We start from the raw sequence: 18,295 nt of genomic DNA on the forward strand, positions 1-18,295 counted from the left end.
CCAACTCTCCTGGTGACGCCCGGGGTCGCACGCCAACTCTCCTGGTGACGCCCGGGGTCGCACGCCAACTCTCCTGGTCGCGCCCGGAGTCACTCCACGACGGCCATCGCGTGCGGGGTCGTGTTGAGCCGGCGCCCGGCGTCCTCCGTGCACGTGACGATGTCCTCGACGCGGACGCCGAAGCGGCCGGGGAGGTAGATCCCGGGCTCGATCGAGAAGCACATGCCCGGGACCAGCGGCTGCTGTTCGCCCTCCACCATGTACGGCGGCTCGTGCGTGGTGACGCCGATGCCGTGACCGGTGCGGTGGATGAAGTACTCGCCGAAGCCCGCGTCCCGGATCACCGCGCGGGCCACCCGGTCGATCTCCTGGCAGGCGACGCCGGGCCGCACCGCCTCGAACGCCGCCTGCTGCGCCGTACGCACGATGTCGTGCACCTCGCGTTCCTCGTCGGTGGGTTCGCCGACGTGCACGGTGCGGGTGGTGTCGGAGCCGTAGCCGTCCTTGAGGCCGCCGAAGTCGAGGACCACCATGTCGCCCGTGACGATGACGCGCTCGCCGGCCTCGTGGTGCGGGTTTGCGCCGTTGGGGCCGGAGCCGACCACGGTGAAGTCGACCTGGCTGTGGCCGTGTTCGCGCAGCAGCCGGGCCAGGTCGGCGGCCACCTCCGTCTCGCGGCGCCCGGCGAACCGTACGGAGAGGATGTCCCCGTACGTGGCGTCCGCCGCCGCGCCCGCCGAGGCCAGCCGGGCCAGCTCGTGCTCGTCCTTGACGGCCCGCAGCATGGGCAGCGCGTAGGTGAGCGGCCGGTACTTGGTGAGCGGTACGGCCTCCTGGAGCTCCAGCAGGTGCAGCGACCAGGTGGAGTCGGACACGCCGTAGCGGCCGTCGTGGCGGAGCAGTCCGGCCGCCGCGGTGTAGGAGTTCTCCCCGTCCCGCCAGTCGGACAGCCGCAACGCGCCCGCGCCGGGCGCCGCTTCCGCGTCGGGCCGTTCCAACACCGGTACCAGCAGGTGGGGTTCGGAGTCCGGGGCGAGCACGAGGAGGGTGAGGCGTTCGGTGATCGCGGTCGGCCGGTAGCCGCAGAGCCACTCCAGGTCGGGGCCCGGGGTGACGAGCAGTCCGGCGAGCCCCGCCGCGGCCGCGTCCCGCGCGGCGCGGGCCATGCGGGCCGCGTAGTCCTGTCCGGTGAACTCCGGCGCTGTCGTCCCGGTCATGATCTGTCCTCCTGGCCGTGCGGCGTGCCGCGTTCTCCATTGGATCGGATCGGGCTCCCCGGCGCTTCCGTGGAAGCGGCCGTCCGAGTGAAGGTGAGTGCGGTCCCGAACACCATGCCGACCGCGATGGCGGTGACGATCGTGATCAGCTCCAGCAGGTCACGGAAGCCCTCGATGACGTGTCCGCCCGCCAGTGTCGTCAGTCCGCGCATGCCGAGCGAGCCGACGGTGAGGGTGAAGAAGCCGGGGAGCAGCAGCACCAGCCGGGGCGGCCGGTCCCTGCCGCGGGCCAGCACGGTGGCCGCCGCCGACAGCACGGCCGCCGCCACGAAGGTGCCGCCCGCCTCCCCGACGAGCTTGGTGAACAGCGACTGCACGCCGACGGTGACGTACACCAGCGCGAGCAGCGGCCAGTACAGCCGCCGCGGGATCGCGAAGGCCAGCACCGTCCCCGCGCTGAACACGAACCAGCCGAGGAACAGCGCCCAGCGCGGCAGGTCGGGTTCGGCCACCACGTCGAACAGGCCCCGGGTGGAGTTGCCGGTGGCGAACACGCCCAGGAGCACGCCCAGATAGAGCTGGACGAGCAGGAACACGGCGTAGACGAGCCGGATCGCGCCGGTGGTGATCAGGCCCGCGGCGAGTTCGGCGGTGGCCGCGCTCAGATAGTCGCCGGGGACGAAGAAGAACAGCGCGGGCAGCATCAGCAGCACCGGCCCGCCGTGCGCCGGATCGCGCGCGAACACCTCCAGCGCGACGACCGAGACGGCCGCCGACACCACCAGCGGCAGCACCCGGGCCAGCCTGGGCAGCCGGGCGGCGGCCACGGCCAGGGCCGCGGCGAGCGCCGCGAGCACCGCCGTCGACCCGACCTCGTACCAGGTGGCCTGCATCAACGGCGCGAATCCCAGCGAGAACAGCACGATCCCGAGGAACTTCAGCCACCAGGGATAGTCATCCTCATGGGCGTCGAGGAGCCCCGCTGCCTCATCCACGCCCCGAACGAGAGCGTCGATCCGACCGAGATCGAACACATGGCGCATGTCGAGGCGCTGTTCTTGCGGGCGTACGCGTCCGGGGCGCGCTGAGGACGCGGACGACGTGAAGAACGGCGGGCCGACTCCGTCCCAGGGCCGGACGTGGCCACGGTGGCCGTGCCGGCACAGGAGGCTCAGCACGACGATCCAGCGGATGGACAACGTCCGCGTGGTCGTCGACGACCCTGAGGCCGTCATCTCGTTCTTCGTCGAACTCGGTATGGAGCTGGAGGGCAGGGCGCCGCTCGAAGGACGCCGGGCGGGGCGCGTCATCGGGCTCGACGACGTCCGGCAGGACGTCGCGATGCTGCGCACCCCGGACGGCCACGGGCGGGTGGAGCCGGCGAAGATCCACCGGCCGAAGGCCATCGGCTCCGAGCCGGGGAACGCGCCCGCGAAAGGGCCACGGTGCCGAACTGGTCGGCGAGTTCGCGCAGTACGAGACCCTTCCGAGCCGTTCCGAGCCGTTCCGACGGAATGCTCCGGCACCGGCGGAGCGCCGTCCGGACGGTCACCGGTATATCTTTCCGGGCTGGGCCGTGGCCGGGCGCAGAAGCTGGGACACGGTGACGAAGGAGTATCCCCGCGCCGTGAGTTCCCGCAGAATCCGTGGCATCGCGGGGACGGTGCCCTTGCGCAGCGGGTGGAGAAGAATGATTCCGTCCCGGTCGGCCCCGTCGAGAACCCGCTCGGTTATCAGAGCCGAGTCCGTCGTCCGGTAGTCCTTCGCGGTGACCGTCCACAGGATCTGCGCCAGCCCCAGCTCCTCGGTGACCCTGGAGACCCGGTCGTCGGTCCGGCCCTCGGGCGGTCGCATCAGCGTGGGCCTCCTGCCGGTGAGACCCGTGATCGCCTCTCCCGTGCGGTTCAGTTCGTCACGGACGCGCGCATCGGAGATCTCGGTCAGCCGGGCGTGCGTCCACGTGTGGTTACCCAGTTCATGTCCTTCGTCCGCGATACGGCGTACCACCTCCGGATGTTCGTGAATTTTTCTGCCTTCGAGGAAGAAGGTGGAGGGCGCCCCGTACTGGTCCAGGAGGTCGAGGAGCCTGTCGGTCGGCTCGCCGGGATTGCCGTCGAACGTCAGGGCGAGGCATTTCGCCTGCCGGCAGTCGACGTCTCCCGGCGCCGTTTCCGGAGGTGTCGCGGAATCCTCCGACGCCCGGTCCCGCGCGTCACGCGGGGAGACCGTTTCCAGTGAGAACGTCGCGACGTCGACGACGACGGCCACGGCCGTCAATACCGCCAGGGCAGCGGGTATCCCCAGCCGTACTCTGCCTTTCAAAAAACTCACTCCCGAGATCTGGTCCGAGCCAACGGCGGACGAGCGCCGAGTGGCTGACCGGATCGGTCCCGGGTTTGTGACAGCGAAGCGTGTTTCTGCTCTGTGGTGGGGCGTGGGCGCGGTCGGCCGGCGGTCAGGAGGGGCGGGCCGCGCCCTGGTCCGCTACCCGGCGTCGCGTCCGAGACCGCGATCGGGCGCGCTCATGTCCCCCGTCCCGGGAGTGCCGTCGGCGAGCCCGTAGCGCAGGTGGACGGTGCCCTTGGGGCTGGTGGCCGGCGGTTCGAGGAGGGTGAGGTTCGTGGGCACCGCGCCGCCGTCGAACACCTTCTTCCCGACACCGAGCACGATGGGGTGCACCCAGAGGTCGAGACGGTCGAAGAGCTTCTCGCGCAGGAGGGTCTGCACCAGATCCAGACTCCCGACGACCTTCACGTGCTCATGCCGGTCACGGATCTCACGCACCGCGTCGGGCAGATCCGGGCCGAGCAGCGTGGACCCGGCCCACGGCAGGTCGGGCTTGCCGCGGGAGGCCACGTACTTCGGCACGCTGTTGAAGAGCCTGGCGATCTCGTTGTCCTCGCCACCCTCCTGGTGCGGCCAGTAGGCGGCGAAGATGTCGTACGTCCGCCGGCCCAGCAGCAGCGCGTCCGTCCCCTCGTACGCCGCACCGACCTGCGCCCCGGCGACCTCGTCCATCAGCGGCGCCTGCCACCCACCGAACGGAAACCCCGCCGGATCCTCCTCGGGCCCGCCGGGCGCCTGCCCGACGAGGTCGAGCGTTGCGAACATCTCCACGTGAATGAGTCCCATGTCGTACTCCCGACGATTCGTGTGCCTCGGTCGAGAGGTAGACCCCCAGCCACCGCCGGACTCATCGCAACGCCGACACCCGGGGTCGGCCGGGGCGGCGGATCAGCGCAGTCCCGCGAAGAGATCGTTCTCGGGTACGGCCGCGCCGGTGGAGTCCTGGACACGCAGGAAGGTCTCCATGCCCATCAACTCGCCGAATTTCTCCTTGCCCATCTTGAGGAAGAAGATGTTCTCGCCCTGGCTGGCGTGCGCGGCCAACGCGTCGAACTTCTGACCACTGAACCCGGTCGTGTCCACCCACGTGGTGATCTCATCGTCCGGGAGACCGATCTCGGCCATCGCGGCGGCCTCGGCAGGATCCGGCTCCGGCATGTCCTCGTTGAACTCGCGCATGATCTCCCCGAACCGCCGCATCATCGAGCGGGGCATCGTCGTCCAGTACACCTTCGGTGCGAGGTCGGTCATCTCCAGCGCCGCCATCGTGATCCGGTGGGCCTGGATGTGGTCGGGGTGACCGTAGAAACCGTTCTCGTCGTAGGTCACGACCACATCGGGCCGGTAGTGCCGCATGAGTTCCGCGAGTCGGGCCGCGCCCTCCTCCACGGGGGTCTGCCAGAAGGACCCCGGGGCATCGTTGGTCGGCCAGCCGGCCATCCCGGAGTCGGCGTAGTCCAGCATCTCCAGATCGCTGACCTTCAGGACCTCACAGCTCGCCTCAAGTTCTCTACGTCGCATCAGGGCGACCGCCGCCGGATCGTGCCCGGGATCACCCGGCTTGACACCCCCCGGCCCATCACCGCAACCCCCGTCGGTACACGTCACCAGAACCGTCCGAATGCCTTCCGCCGCATACCGCGCGAGAACCCCTCCGGTTCCGGTGGCCTCGTCGTCGGGGTGGGCGTGCACTGCCATGAGCGTCAAAGGCCGGTCAGTCATGAAAAAGTCCTCCAGCGGAAGTAAGTCTCGGTCCACGTAACCTGGCGGTTGCACCGCCCGCGATGCAGGGCCCATGCCCCGGTCCGGGAGCCTCACGAGCCGGACGACCTCGTGGCCCCCGTATCCCCCGCCCGTGCGGCACCGCTCCCTCAACCCCTACAACCGCCCAGACCGGACCGCCTGTTCCCGCTTCGCGGTCGAGCACACGGACGCCACCGGGACAACACTCGTGGTCACCACCAACCAGCCGCACGCGAGCAACTGGTTCGGACGCGAGGCCAAGCCCGTACTGCCATCCGACGTAGCCCGAACCATTCAACAGGCCCTCCGCGACGGCTGGACACCCACAGCTCCAGGCCCCCCGTACCACCTCGACGAGTCCGCCGGCTTCACACCGTCGCCCTGAGCGAACCAGAGGGCCCGCCGCGACCTGGGACTTCGGTCGAGCGCCCCTCCAAGCAGCCTCGCAGTGCTCCCGCACTCTCCCGCACGGGCGGGTGCGATCGTTGAAGGCTGCCTGCATCCAAAGTCATCGGTGTCAGACATCAACAGCTGCCACGACACGAGCGCGAGTCACGCGCGTAGCCCGTGTAGTGATCATGGCTAACTGCGCGCTGCCCGGATGCCGTTGACCAGGTTGATGACCCCGCCCAGCACCAGGAACCAACCAAGGAAGAGATAGATCCGGCCTGCCACCCGCTTGCTCTTGCGGGGTGGCCCTTCGGGGAGCAGGACATCGCCCACGCGTACAGGCCTGTCCGGATTGACGATGCTGCGCCCTGTTCGGCGCTGATGACGACCACCCGCTATGAGCGTCACTGCCACGACAGGACAGAAAGCCGCTGTCTGGAAGTACGTCCCAGGAGACGACAGTTGCGCTGCCGCGCCGGAACTGCAACCACCGCCAGACTATTTGCCGTGCTCCGGGCCGTACCACTGGAGGGCTTGTCCGGTCACTGCGGCGATGCACTCGAAGTCGTGATCGCGATGAAGCAGGGTGAGCCCTTGCAGCTCAGCGGTTGCGGCGACGACCAGATCGATTGCTCCCGCGCTCCGGTGTTTCCCCTGCTTGGTGAGGGCTTCCTGGACGTGCCAGGCGCGATCGTAGGCGCGGTCGTCGACGGAAACCCAGCCGAAGATCAGCCGCATGTCCTCGATGCCGTCCGCTCGATCGGCGGCCGACCGTGCGCTGTAGAAGAACTCGAGCTCCGTAATGGGGCAGGTCGCGATGAGCCCAGCCGCGGCGGCCTGGTCCCAGCCGTACTGCTCCGCTTCCCCGCGCATGAACCGCGCGAGCGCGCTGGTGTCGATCAGGAACTGGGCCGCGTTCACCGGCGGTAGTTCCCCTTGTTCTCGAACAGCTCCAGATCAAATGCGCCATCGTCCGCCGCGGCCCGCAGCCGGGCGAGAGCCAGGGCGCGACGTCGACTCTCCAACACCTCGCGAAGAGCGGTGTTGACGGTCTCCTTCTTGGTGCTCGTCCCGAGGGCTTTCGCGACGTCCGCGACCAGTTCATCGTCCAGGTCGATAACCGTCCGACTCATGTCGACCTCCTGTATATCAAATGTGGGGCTAAGTATATCTCAGGAGGTGTCATGAGTGTCTTGCCGACCACCGGGTCCTACGCAGGCGTCCCCCACGGTGGGGTGGGGTAAAGACGCGTTCCGCCTGGTGCAGGTGGCACCAGGCGCCGAGGTGGTGCGGGTCGTGTAGGTCGACCTCCAGGTTGCCGAGGTGAGTCCGTGCGAATCGGTCGCCCGAGGTGGCGACGTGTGCGCCGGCGACGCCCGCACCGGCGCCGACGGACGTGTTCGATGAGTGGATGGCGGTGGTGCCGCGTCGCGCCGATGGGGGCGAAGCTCGCGGCGCGCTGCGCACCCGTCCGTGGCGTCAGGCGGTGTCGGCGACGCGGTAGGTCAGCAGCTGACACGATGCCGCTGGCGGAGCAAGTTGCCAGGTCGGCGTTGATGTCGTTCATGGTGTGGGCAACACATTTATTTGTTTATTCGCTATTGTCCGCCGACATGAAAAGCCCCATTCTCCACATCATCGGGATGCACGATGGAGTCCTGGATGCCCAAGATGTGCATAAGTGACTTGACTGACACGAACCGCCTATTTCCAATCCAGAGTACTCTGAATGGGAGGGTGCCCTTCCTTGCCATCCTAGATGCTTGCGATTCTGAAAGACCAGCGATATTGGCCGCCTCACTGAAGCCAACATACTGCGGCAGGAGATCGGAAATCCGATAGTAAAGATTTTTCCCGTTCACCCAAGATCGTCCCACCTGTGCGGGAGTTATTGCGGGAGCGTCTACCTCGTCGCGGCGACCGCTGCGGAGTTTTTCGTGCAGGATTTTGACGTGGTCGAAGACTCCCATTCGTTGCAGCAGAGCTCCCGTGCGCTCACCGCGAATTCTCTCGTCGGCATCCGGATCCTGCACTGTTCTGGCATCAATGATTACCGATGCGCGCAGTGTGGCATCTTCGTCGTGCGCAGCGTCAGCCAAGTACTCCGCCCTTGCCGCACACGTTTCCGAGCTTCCGGCTTCCACCAGGCCGCGAGCGCCAGTGAACGCGCGAGTCATCATGGTGTCGAGGAGCTCCTTGGCAGGCGTGCCTCCTGGCATGGAAAACCATGCGTCCAGCGCTCCTTCCATCATCGCAGACCTGATGTCAGAGACCTCGTAATTCCATTTTCGTGCCAGCTCTCTCGACCATCTACCAAAGTGCGGAGTCAGTAGATCCAGTAGGATCATCAACCATTTATCCCTCTCCTGTTGGCCACTTTCTTTCGCCAAAGTGCTCACCGACTCCCAGAGGCGCACGCTTGCCACGGATTTCGATCTACCAAGTCGAACTTTGCTCCGCAACACCTGATACGTGGGATGGTTTTTGATTTCACATAGTTGAACATCGCCGACGTGTGCACAGATGGGCTCCACGCCCCAGTCAATCGCAACTCTTTCAGTGATGAGTGTGAAGACATCGCGCATGGGTTTCCTCTCACGCCGCCAGATCGGCCCTGTGAAAAAATCATGGGGCGCGGTAGTTGAACTCCAGGGATTTCTGCTGGAATCCAGCCCCATTGAGTGAACTATGTTTGTACCGACGCTGAGGTCCCGGCGCAGGTGCTGACTGACTCGAGGCCAGGTGGTACGCAAAGAAGTGGCCGTGAAGGTACGCGTCCAGGGCTTCTTCGGCGCGCCTTCGCAGCAGGTTGTCTTCGCCGTCGGAGGGGGAGGCGAATGGGAGGCCGCTGAGGCCGATGTCCACCAGGTGCGGGGTTCGTTGAGGGCAGCATCGGCCTCGTCGAGAGGCCCGATCGCGTGTTCCGGTGGTGATGATGCGGCTGCCAACAGTGAGAAGGAGTGCAGGCGACGAGGAGTGGATCCTGGCGGTACGGACCGGCGGCGAGCGCCAACTGGTAGGCGGGCGACGGCTTGTCCCGACCGACGGCCCACCCGCCGCAGTCTCGAAGGTACTGGAGCAGTGCGGTGCTGCTGATGACGGTCGGATCGTGGTGGAGGCCACCGGACACGTCGAAGGGCCCCACCTCGCGGTGGGGCCCTTCGACGTTAGTGCCCGGTGAGGCACTGGCGGAGGATACGAGATTCGAACTCGTGAGGGGTTGCCCCCAACACGCTTTCCAAGCGTGCGCCCTAGGCCACTAGGCGAATCCTCCGCGGCAAACAATACAAGACGTTGAGGAGTGCTCGCGAACTCGTTCCCACCGGCAGGTTCCTGTACTCTGTGCGGAGCCCCTCACGTGGCGCTATCTGACTGAACTCCCCCAGGGCCGGAAGGCAGCAAGGGTAGGTTGGCTCTGGCGGGTGCGTGGGGGGCGCTTGCGTTTGCATCCCGTGGTTGAGGGGTGTGGGCGGGGGGCGTGTACGGGTGTGGGGGCGGGGTCGGCTTCCGGGCGGTCCCTGTTGTCAGTGGGCGCCTATAACCTCGTACGCGTGTCGTCTCTCGCGCTGTACCGCCGTTATCGCCCGGAGTCGTTCGCCGAGGTCATCGGGCAGGAGCATGTCACCGACCCGTTGCAGCAGGCGCTGCGGAACAACCGGGTCAATCACGCGTACCTGTTCAGCGGTCCGCGCGGATGCGGGAAGACCACGAGCGCGCGGATTCTGGCCCGCTGTCTGAACTGCGAGCAGGGGCCCACGCCGACGCCGTGCGGGGAGTGCCAGTCGTGCCGTGACCTGGCGAGGAACGGGCCGGGTTCGATCGACGTCATCGAGATCGACGCCGCGTCGCACGGTGGTGTCGACGACGCCCGTGACCTGCGCGAGAAGGCCTTCTTCGGGCCGGCCGGCAGTCGGTACAAGATCTACATCATCGACGAGGCCCACATGGTCACGTCGGCCGGTTTCAACGCGCTGCTGAAGGTCGTCGAAGAGCCGCCCGAGCATCTCAAGTTCATCTTCGCGACCACCGAACCCGAGAAGGTCATCGGGACGATCCGGTCGCGTACCCACCACTACCCGTTCCGGCTCGTGCCCCCGGGGACCCTTCGGGAGTACCTCGGCGAGGTCTGTGGACAGGAGGGCATTCCCGTGGCGGAGGGGGTGCTGCCGCTGGTGGTGCGGGCCGGTGCCGGGTCCGTGCGTGACTCCATGTCCGTCATGGACCAGCTGCTCGCGGGCGCGGGCGAGGCTGGTGTGACGTACGCCATGGCCACCTCGCTGCTCGGGTACACGGACGGCTCGCTGCTCGACTCGGTCGTCGAGGCCTTCGCCGCGGGGGACGGCGCCGCGGCCTTCGAGGTCGTGGACCGGATCATCGAGGGCGGTAACGACCCGAGGCGGTTCGTCGCCGACCTGCTGGAGCGGTTGCGGGATCTCGTGATCCTCGCTGCCGTGCCCGACGCCGCCGAGAAGGGGCTCATCGACGCTCCCGTCGACGTGGTGGAGCGGATGCAGGCCCAGGCGGGCGTCTTCGGCGCCGCCGAGCTGAGCCGGGCCGCCGATCTCGTCAACGAAGGGCTGACGGAGATGCGCGGTGCCACCTCGCCGCGACTTCAGATCGAACTCATCTGCGCGCGCGTGCTCCTTCCCGCCGCGTACGGGGACGAGCGGTCCCTCATGGCCCGGCTGGACCGCGTCGAGCGCGGGGTGAACTTCTCCGGGGGCGGGGGTGCCCCTGCCATGGGGTACGTGCCTGGGGCGGCCACCGACGCGCATGGACAGGGGTATGGGCAGGGGCATCATGCGCAGGGGGTGGGGGCTGGGCCTGGCCAAGGTGAGGGTCCTGTTTCGTCGGCGGGGGCGGTAGTTCTCCCCGGGGGTGGGGTCGCTGCGGCTCGGGCCGCGGCGCGTGGGGCGGGAGGCGGGCCGGTCGCCGACTCGGGCGGCCCGGCAGCTAGCCCCTCGGCTCCTGCGGCCGCTTCTCCCACACCTCCAGTAACCACACCTCCGGTAGCCACCACTCCTGGAGCCGTGCCTCCCGCAGTCGCACCTGCTGCGGCCGCGCCTCCCGTGGCCGCGCCGCCGCAGGCTCCGCACACTCCCACCCCGGCCCCCGCCGTTCCGCCCGCGGCCTCCGCTCCGTCGGGCGCCGCGCCCGGTTCCTGGCCGACCCCTACGGCCGCAGGCAGTGGTCGGCGTCCCGGCGGTTGGCCTACGGCGGCGCCCACGGGCGGGGGGCAGCCCGCGGCGTCCGCGCCCGCGACACCGGCGTCGGCGCCGTCCGCCGGGGCTCCCGCACCCGCTCCCGCCGCCGGTTTCGCGGCTCCCACGGGCGGCGGACCCGACCCCCGCATGCTGTGGCCGAACATCCTGGAAGCGGTGAAGAACCGTCGCCGGTTCACCTGGATCCTCCTCAGCCAGAACGCGCAGGTGAGCGGATTCGACGGGACGACGCTGCAGATCGGCTTCGTCAACGCGGGCGCCCGGGACAACTTCGCCAGCAGCGGCAGCGAGGAAGTGCTGCGGCAGGCGCTGGCCGAGCAGTTCAACGTCCAGTGGAAGATCGAATCGATCGTCGACACCTCGGGTGGCTCGGGCGGGCAGGGTGGCCCCGGTGGCGGCTCGCCCCCTCCCGCTCCGGGTGGCGGCCCCGGGTTCGGCGGCGGTTACGGCGGGGCACCGACGCCGCCGCGCCCCGCACCTCAGCAGCACTCGTCCCCGGCTCCGGGACCCACTGCTTCGCCGGGCCCCTCCGCGAGCCAGGCTCCCGCGGAACCCACCCGGGCCTTCACTCCCGCGGCGCCCGAGCCGCCGCCCCCGGTCGCCCCCGAGGACGACATCCCCGAGGACGACGACCCCGACCTCGTCGAGTCGGCCCTCTCCGGATACGACCTGATCGTCCGCGAACTGGGGGCCACGGTGGTGGAGGAGTTCTCGAACGAGTAGCGGGAAGCGGGACGACGTGGCGGGGGCGGGCCGCGTGTCCGGACGCTCGGTGGGACGTTTGCGCACGTCCGGGTATCCGGACGGGTCCTCGAACAGGTCCCCGCGCGAGTGCGAGTCGTCCATTCGGACATCTGGCGGGTGAGCCGCCGGTTCGGGCACCCGGCGGGAGCGCCCCGGGCGTCCGGACGCCCGGGGGTGCGAGTCCCCCGTCCGAGTACGCGTCGCCACCCAGGCCACCCGGCTGGTACGGGTCGCTCATCCGGGCCGCCCCGGAGAGTACGAGTCACTCGTCCGGACACCTGCCGAGGCGAGCGGCGCGTCCGGACACCTGTCGGGGCAAGCCGCCTGTCTGGGCACCTGGCGGGCGAGCCGCCGGTCCGGTCACCCGGCGAGTACGAGTCCCGTAACCGGGTCACCCGGCGGGGCGAGTCGCCTATCCAGGCCGCCCGGCGAGTACGAGCCCCCGCCCCCCACACACAGCTGAGCGCAAGCCGCCCCGCTCAGGCACCCAGGCTGCCAGGCACCCATGCAGGCAAGCCGCCCCCTCCGGAACCCAGGCACCCATAAAGGCAAGCCGTCCCTTCCGGCACCCGTGAAGGCAAGTCCCCTATCCGGAACCCCGAAAGACCCGCCGCCCGCCACGGCGTTGGAGGAACCCACCATCCCCCCGCACCCCCTCCCTCGGCAGCCCCCACAAAGGAACCCGCTCCCGGCGGTTAGGCTGACCCCGTGAAGGTCCTTGTCATCGGTAGCGGCGCCCGCGAGCACGCCCTGTGCCGTTCCCTGTCCCTCGACCCCGACGTCACCGCCCTGTACTGCGCCCCCGGGAACGCAGGCATCGCGGAGGTGGCCGAGCCGCACGCGGTCGACGCCCTCGACGGTGCGGCCGTGGCCTCGCTGGCCACTGAGCTCGGCGCCGAGCTGGTGATCGTGGGCCCGGAGGCCCCGCTTGTCGCGGGGGTCGCCGACGCGGTGCGCGCGGCGGGCATCCCCTGCTTCGGCCCCTCCAAGGAGGCCGCGGAGCTGGAGGGTTCCAAGGCCTTCGCCAAGGACGTGATGGCGGTGGCGGGCGTCCCGACGGCGCGCTCGTACGTCTGTACGACACCGGACGAGGTCGAGGAGGCGCTCGACGCCTTCGGAGCCCCGTACGTCGTGAAGGACGACGGACTCGCGGCCGGCAAGGGCGTTGTCGTGACCGACGACCTCGCGAAGGCCCGTGACCACGCCAACGCCTGCGACCGCGTCGTCATCGAGGAGTTCCTCGACGGCCCCGAGGTCTCCCTCTTCGCCATCACGGACGGCGAGACCGTGGTCCCGCTCCAGCCCGCCCAGGACTTCAAGCGCGCGCTGGACGGCGACGAGGGTCCGAACACCGGCGGCATGGGCGCGTACTCACCGCTGCCCTGGGCCGACCCCAAGCTCGTCGAGGAGGTCATGCAGACCGTTCTGCAGCCGACCGTCGACGAACTGCGCCGCCGCGGCACCCCGTTCTCCGGCCTCCTCTACGCCGGCCTGGCGATCACCGGTCGAGGCGTACGGGTCATCGAGTTCAACGCCCGTTTCGGCGACCCCGAGACCCAGGTGGTCCTGGCCCGTCTGAAGACGCCCCTCGCCGGGGTGCTGCTGGCCTCGGCGAACGGCACCCTCGCCGATCTGGAACCCCTGCGCTGGAGCGACGCCGCGGCCGTCACCGTGGTCATCGCCTCGCACAACTACCCCGACACCCCGCGCACCGGCGACCCGATCACCGGCCTCGACGAGGTGGCCGCCCAGGACGCCCCGCACGCGTACGTCCTGCACGCCGGGACCAGGCACGACGGCGAGGCGGTCGTCAGCGCGGGCGGCCGGGTGCTCTCCGTCACGGCGACCGGCACCGATCTCACCCAGGCACGCGAACGCGCGTACGAGGCGGTCGGCCGCATCCGGCTGGACGGTTCGCAGCACCGCACGGACATCGCGGCGAAGGCGGCGGCAGAAGCGTAAAGCCTGGTCAGCGCGGTTCTCCGGGCCCCGGATTCCAGACGGAATCCGGGGCCCGATCCTTGCCCACCGTCATGCACCTTTCCCCAGAGCCATTCCATCGAGTGACCGATCCCTTATCCGGCTGACGGGGGCCGAGGCCCCAACTAGGGTGCGGCGAAAGCGTTCCGGCACTTGGCCCACCGGCATTGCGATGTCGGTGGCGGGTGCCACAGTGGGGGAGTGAGGAACGCCAGGACATCCGCCGACGCGGGCTGTGGGACAGCCCGCGCCGAGCGGACCGTAGGGGGTGAGGACCGGTCGTGACAGGTATGGGTGTGGAGGTGGGCGCGCAGTCCGCGCGCTCCCGGGCTCTGGCCGTGCTGCGCATCCGCAGCAGGGCGCTGGCCGTCGCCCTGCTGCCCGCGGCCGTCGCCGTCGTCCTGGTGGCCGGCGGCTCCACCGGGCACATCACGGGCGAAGGCTGGGACACCACCCGCTGGGTCGTGACCGGTCTCGCCGCCGTGGTGCTCCTCGCCGCCGCGGGCATCGCGCTGGTCGTCGCCCGTGCGCGGCCCGCCGTGAGTCCCACGGTCGCCATCGCCGAGGAGTCGGCGCCCGATCTCTACCGCATGGTCCGCGACCTGGCGGACCGACTCGACGTCCCGGCCCCCTCGGCGATAGCGCTCACCCCGGACTGCGACAGCTGGCTGGAGGACCGCGCCCACCTGTCGCACGGCCGGCCGGCTTCGGAGGGCAAAGGTGAGAAGGGCGAGGCGGAAGGAGCGCGAAGCCCGAGAGGCGTACGTGGGCTGTCGACGCGCTCCCGCCAGGCGCCCTCCGCTCCCGTCCTCGTCATCGGCTCCCCCTTCCTGTGGTGGATGCGCGTCGGTGAACTGCGCGCGGTCCTCGCCCCGGTCGTCGCGGGTACGGGTCCCTCGGCGCACCCCGACATAGCCGCGGCCCGGCGTTTCGTACGAGGGCTGGACGCGGCCGTGGCCGTGGCTTCGGCGCCGACCCGGGGCCCGTTGTCCCGCGTGGTCCTGGGCGGCGTCGGCTGGATCACCCGTCTGCTGTTGCGCAGCTGCCGGGGGCACGCGGCCGAGATGGAGCGAGGGGTGGCTGCCGCCGCGGCCGAGCGTGCACAGGCTGTGGACTACGGCCTGCGGATCGTCGCGCAGGAGCAGGTGGGACTGGCGTACGCGGGCTGGGACCGGCTCCTGACCCGGGTCGCGCTGCCCGCCTGGCGGATGGGCCGCTGGCCCTCCCGGCTGGACGCCGGGGTTGTCGCAGCCCTCACCGAGCTGTCCCGCCGGGACCGGCTGGCCGAGGGCTTCACCTCACGGCTCGGCGAGCGTCCTGCCTGTGACCTGCTCGAAGAGCCCGGCACGGTCGACGAGGCCGCCTCGCTGCTCGCCGCCCGCCTCTTCCACGGCGGTCCCGCCGAGGCCGGGCCCGACTGGGCGCCCGTGGACTGGCTGGACTATCCGGACGAGGTCGTCGACCGCAAGTGGCGCGCCGACGCCGCCCGTCTCCACCGTGTCCTGGACGCGCTGGGCGTCCGGCACGCCCCGAACCCGGCCACACCCGACTCGGGCGGCCCCACGCTGGCCCGCGTGATGAACCACCTGACGGCGTCCCCGGACGACGACAAGGACGCGGACGTGGACGCCGGCGTGGACGTGCGGGACGGAGCCACGGCAGCGTCCGGTCCGGCCCGGAACCCACGCTCGGGCGACGACCCGCGCCCGCACCAGCAGTCGCCCTCGGACAGGGCCCTCCCCTCGGACGGGGAGTCACCCGCGGGCCAGGCCCCGCTCTCCGGCCGTGACCTGCCCTCGGACGGAGCTTTGCCCTCGGAGCGGGAGCCGCACGCGGACTCGGACGGGGATCCGCATCCGGCTTCGGACGGGGACCCGCATCCGGCTTCGGACGGGGACCCGCACCGGGCTTCGGACGGGAACCCGCACCCGACGACGTCGGACGGGAACTCGCACCCGACCTCGGACCGAAACCCGCACCCGACCTCGGACCGGACCCCGTTCGCGGAGTCGACGACGGACCCGAGCCCGGACGCGGACGCGAGCCTGCACCCAGACCCCGACCCGGTAGCAAACCCGAGCCCGAGCCCGAGCCCGAGCCCGAACCCGGACGCGAACCCGAGCCCGAACCAGCTCCCGCACCCGACCCCCGACCCCCTGCCGCACCCGACCCCGCCCCCCGCCACAAACCCGCCCCCCACCACCCCGGACCCAACCCCCCTCCCCACCACCCCGGACCCAACCCCCCTCCCCACCAACCCGGACCCAACCCCCCTCCCCACCACCCCAGCCCTCCCCACCACCCCAGCCCTCCCCACCGACGAAGAACTGCTCCTCCCCCTCGGCGAAGAAGACGAGGACGACCCGGAGTTCGCGCTCGGGAACGAGCGGACGGCTGCGCTCGCGGCGGGGCTCAGCGCGGAGGTGGCACGGGAAGAGGCGGCGGCGCCGGACCTGACGTCCGGACCTGCCGCGGGCGGCGCGGAGCAGCAGGGCCCCGACCTGGCCTTCTGGGACGACGGACCGCTACCCCTCTTCCCGCTCCAGCCACCGCGCACCGGCCGCGAGCTGTTGGCCGACCACGTGACGGCGATGGTGTGCTGCGCCGCGATGGACACGGCCGGAGCGGCGCCGGGCCTCGACTGGCTCGACGGCCCCTCGCTCCTCGTCGACGGCGAACGCGCCGCCGACCTGAGCCCCCGCGTCCTCACCCTCGTCGAGACGGGCGACCCCGCCCCCCTCCGCGACTGGCTCCGCCGCCTCGGCGTCCGCCCCGAGAAACCGGTCCGCCTGATCTGAGGCCGGCGCCCGCCCGCTCCACCGCACACCCTGCTCTGCCGCCATGCCGTTGCCCTTTCCCCGTACCGCTCCCGCCAATTCGCGACGAACGGTGACCGTACGCGTGCTGAATGTGATGTGCTGGAACTGATCGCACAAACGGCCAGGACGTACGCGGACGTGCCGACACGTTCGAGAAATGCAGACATACCGCGTACGAGCCGTACCGGGCTCCTGACCAGGGCCACGGGCGCGACGGGGACCATGGGGGCGACAGGGAGGGAAGCAGAGATGGGGTCCGAGCAGATCCGCCGCTGGGAGTCGGGAGCACTCGCCCATGCCGTCACGGACCCCTTCGGTCAGGGTCCCGTCCCCTGGCTGCGCGGCGACGAGCAGTACTTCGACGACACCGGCCACGTCGTCCCCTGGTACATCGACCGCGCCCCCGGCGCCACCGGCCCAGGCGCCACCGCTCCCGGCCCCGGCCCCGGTGCGAGCGGGACCCGCCGAGGGACCCCGGCCGCGGGCCGCGCCGTCCCGCACCCCCGGACCGCCGCCGGCCCCCGCCCCGCGGACGACGTGCACCGCCAGATCAAGGGCTTCACGTCCACCGGCACGGTCGCCCCCGGTGAGGCCATCGACTTCCGGGTCACGGTGGACCCGCCGCAGGAGTTCAGCGTCGACATCTACCGGATCGGCCACTACGGGGGTGACGGGGCCTCGAAGATCACCACCAGCCCTCGCCTCTCCGGCATCGTCCAGCCGCCGCCCCTCACCGCCGACCGGACGGTCTCCTGCCACCACTGGTGGCTGTCCTGGCGTCTGCAGGTCCCGAGCTACTGGAGCATCGGCGCGTACGTGGCCGTACTCACGACCGCGGACGGCTACCGCTCCCACGTCCCCTTCACCGTCCGGGACAACCACCCGGCGGACCTGCTCCTGCTCCTGCCGGACATCACCTGGCAGGCGTACAACCTCTACCCGGAGGACGGCCGCACCGGCGCCAGCCTCTACCACGCCTGGGACGAGAACGGCCGGCTGCTCGGCGAGGCCGACGCCGCGACGACCGTGTCCTTCGACCGCCCCTACGCGGGCGCCGGCCTCCCCCTCCACGTGGGCCACGCCTACGACTTCATCCGCTTCGCCGAGCGCTACGGCTACGACCTCGCCTACGCCCACGCCCGCGACCTGCACGCCGGCCTGATCGATGCCACCCGCTACCGGGGACTGGTCTTCCCGGGCCACGACGAGTACTGGTCGCCGGCGATGCGCCGCACCACCGAAGTCGCCCGTGACCACGGCACCTCGCTGGTCTTCCTCTCGGCCAACACCATGTACTGGCAGGTGGAGTTGGGGCCGTCCCCGTCGGGCGCCGCCGACCGGCTGCTGACCTGCCGCAAGCGCAGGGGACCCGGGAAACCGGCGCTGTGGCGTGAGATCGACCGCCCGGAGCAGCAACTCATCGGCATCCAGTACGCGGGCAGGGTTCCCGACCCCCACCCCCTCATCGTCCGCAACGCCGATCACTGGCTCTGGGAGGCGACCGGCGCCCACGAGGGCGACGAGCTCACCGGCATGGTCGCGGGCGAGGCCGACCGTTACTTCCCGCGCGCCCCGCTCCCCGAGCACGAGGGCCGCATCCTGCTCGCCCACTCCCCGTACGCCGACAGCGAGGGCACCGCCCGCCACCAGGAGACCTCCCTCTACCGCGCCCCCTCCGGCGCTCTGGTCTTCGCCTCCGGCACCTTCGCCTGGTCGCCGGCCCTGGACCGCCCCGGCCATGTGGACCCGCGCGTCCAGCGAGCCACGGCCAACCTCCTGGACCGCATCTGCAAACACGACTGAACCCGCATGGAACCCCCTGTGATGGGGACCC

The 18,295-nt window shown here is 70.3% G+C and carries 14 protein-coding genes, 1 tRNA gene and 1 other RNA gene; 6 read left to right on the forward strand and 10 right to left on the reverse strand.

Annotated elements, in window-relative coordinates:
* Positions 1–89: 89 nt before the first annotated feature.
* The 5 genes from ACIP79_RS07710 to ACIP79_RS07730 form a co-directional block, all read right to left on the reverse strand.
* Positions 90–1,217, reverse strand: coding sequence for a M24 family metallopeptidase (locus tag ACIP79_RS07710; protein ID WP_401220591.1), 1,128 nt, complete (start codon positions 1,215–1,217; stop codon positions 90–92).
* The gene (locus ACIP79_RS07715) at positions 1,214–2,212 is read right to left on the reverse strand and encodes a threonine/serine exporter family protein (protein ID WP_401220594.1); all 999 of its coding nucleotides are present in this window, start codon (positions 2,210–2,212) and stop codon (positions 1,214–1,216) included. The genes ACIP79_RS07710 and ACIP79_RS07715 overlap by 4 nt, the downstream gene beginning before the upstream one ends.
* Before the next feature lie 553 nt (positions 2,213–2,765).
* Positions 2,766–3,548, reverse strand: a complete 783-nt coding sequence (locus tag ACIP79_RS07720; protein WP_401220597.1) for a polysaccharide deacetylase family protein — start codon at positions 3,546–3,548, stop codon at positions 2,766–2,768.
* Between the two features lie 153 nt (positions 3,549–3,701).
* The gene (locus tag ACIP79_RS07725; protein ID WP_401220600.1) at positions 3,702–4,349 is read right to left on the reverse strand and encodes a dihydrofolate reductase family protein; all 648 of its coding nucleotides are present in this window, start codon (positions 4,347–4,349) and stop codon (positions 3,702–3,704) included.
* Between the two features lie 102 nt (positions 4,350–4,451).
* On the reverse strand, positions 4,452–5,285 hold the full coding sequence (locus ACIP79_RS07730; RefSeq protein WP_401220602.1) for a PIG-L family deacetylase: 834 nt from the start codon (positions 5,283–5,285) through the stop codon (positions 4,452–4,454).
* A gap of 133 nt (positions 5,286–5,418) precedes the next feature.
* On the opposite strand from ACIP79_RS07730, the gene ACIP79_RS07735 reads away from it, so the two are divergent.
* Positions 5,419–5,691 carry a hypothetical protein gene (locus ACIP79_RS07735; protein WP_401220605.1) on the forward strand — a complete coding sequence of 91 codons (273 nt, stop codon included), beginning with the start codon at positions 5,419–5,421 and terminating at the stop codon, positions 5,689–5,691.
* 197 nt (positions 5,692–5,888) lie between these two features.
* Here the strand turns inward: ACIP79_RS07735 and ACIP79_RS07740 are convergent, their stop codons facing one another.
* The 5 genes from ACIP79_RS07740 to ACIP79_RS07760 form a co-directional block, all read right to left on the reverse strand.
* Positions 5,889–6,110 (reverse strand): hypothetical protein, encoded by a 222-nt coding sequence (locus tag ACIP79_RS07740; protein ID WP_401220608.1) that lies wholly within the window; start codon positions 6,108–6,110, stop codon positions 5,889–5,891.
* 84 nt (positions 6,111–6,194) lie between these two features.
* Positions 6,195–6,617, reverse strand: a complete 423-nt coding sequence (locus ACIP79_RS07745; RefSeq protein ID WP_401220610.1) for a PIN domain nuclease — start codon at positions 6,615–6,617, stop codon at positions 6,195–6,197.
* Positions 6,614–6,829, reverse strand: a complete 216-nt coding sequence (locus tag ACIP79_RS07750) for a type II toxin-antitoxin system VapB family antitoxin (RefSeq protein ID WP_401220613.1) — start codon at positions 6,827–6,829, stop codon at positions 6,614–6,616. Before ACIP79_RS07750 ends, ACIP79_RS07745 begins: the two co-directional genes overlap by 4 nt.
* Before the next feature lie 465 nt (positions 6,830–7,294).
* The gene (locus tag ACIP79_RS07755; RefSeq protein ID WP_401220616.1) at positions 7,295–8,374 is read right to left on the reverse strand and encodes a hypothetical protein; all 1,080 of its coding nucleotides are present in this window, start codon (positions 8,372–8,374) and stop codon (positions 7,295–7,297) included.
* Between the two features lie 508 nt (positions 8,375–8,882).
* Positions 8,883–8,970: transfer RNA gene (locus ACIP79_RS07760), tRNA-Ser, on the reverse strand.
* Between the two features lie 71 nt (positions 8,971–9,041).
* Here ACIP79_RS07760 and ffs point away from each other — a divergent pair.
* The 5 genes from ffs to ACIP79_RS07785 all read left to right on the forward strand — a co-directional run bounded on the left by ffs (position 9,042) and on the right by ACIP79_RS07785 (position 18,264).
* Positions 9,042–9,140: signal recognition particle sRNA small type (gene ffs / locus ACIP79_RS07765), an RNA gene on the forward strand.
* A 107-nt stretch (positions 9,141–9,247) separates the two neighbouring features.
* Positions 9,248–11,641, forward strand: a complete 2,394-nt coding sequence (locus ACIP79_RS07770; protein ID WP_401220618.1) for a DNA polymerase III subunit gamma and tau — start codon at positions 9,248–9,250, stop codon at positions 11,639–11,641.
* A 729-nt stretch (positions 11,642–12,370) separates the two neighbouring features.
* The gene (gene purD / locus ACIP79_RS07775) at positions 12,371–13,624 is read left to right on the forward strand and encodes a phosphoribosylamine--glycine ligase (RefSeq protein WP_401220620.1); all 1,254 of its coding nucleotides are present in this window, start codon (positions 12,371–12,373) and stop codon (positions 13,622–13,624) included.
* Positions 13,625–13,923: 299 nt separating this feature from the next.
* On the forward strand, positions 13,924–16,440 hold the full coding sequence (locus ACIP79_RS07780; RefSeq protein ID WP_401220623.1) for a hypothetical protein: 2,517 nt from the start codon (positions 13,924–13,926) through the stop codon (positions 16,438–16,440).
* A gap of 270 nt (positions 16,441–16,710) precedes the next feature.
* On the forward strand, positions 16,711–18,264 hold the full coding sequence (locus ACIP79_RS07785) for a N,N-dimethylformamidase beta subunit family domain-containing protein (protein ID WP_401220626.1): 1,554 nt from the start codon (positions 16,711–16,713) through the stop codon (positions 18,262–18,264).
* Positions 18,265–18,295 lie beyond the last annotated feature (31 nt).

The organism is Streptomyces sp. NPDC088747, assembly GCF_044751025.1.
Taxonomy (GTDB): domain Bacteria; phylum Actinomycetota; class Actinomycetes; order Streptomycetales; family Streptomycetaceae; genus Streptomyces.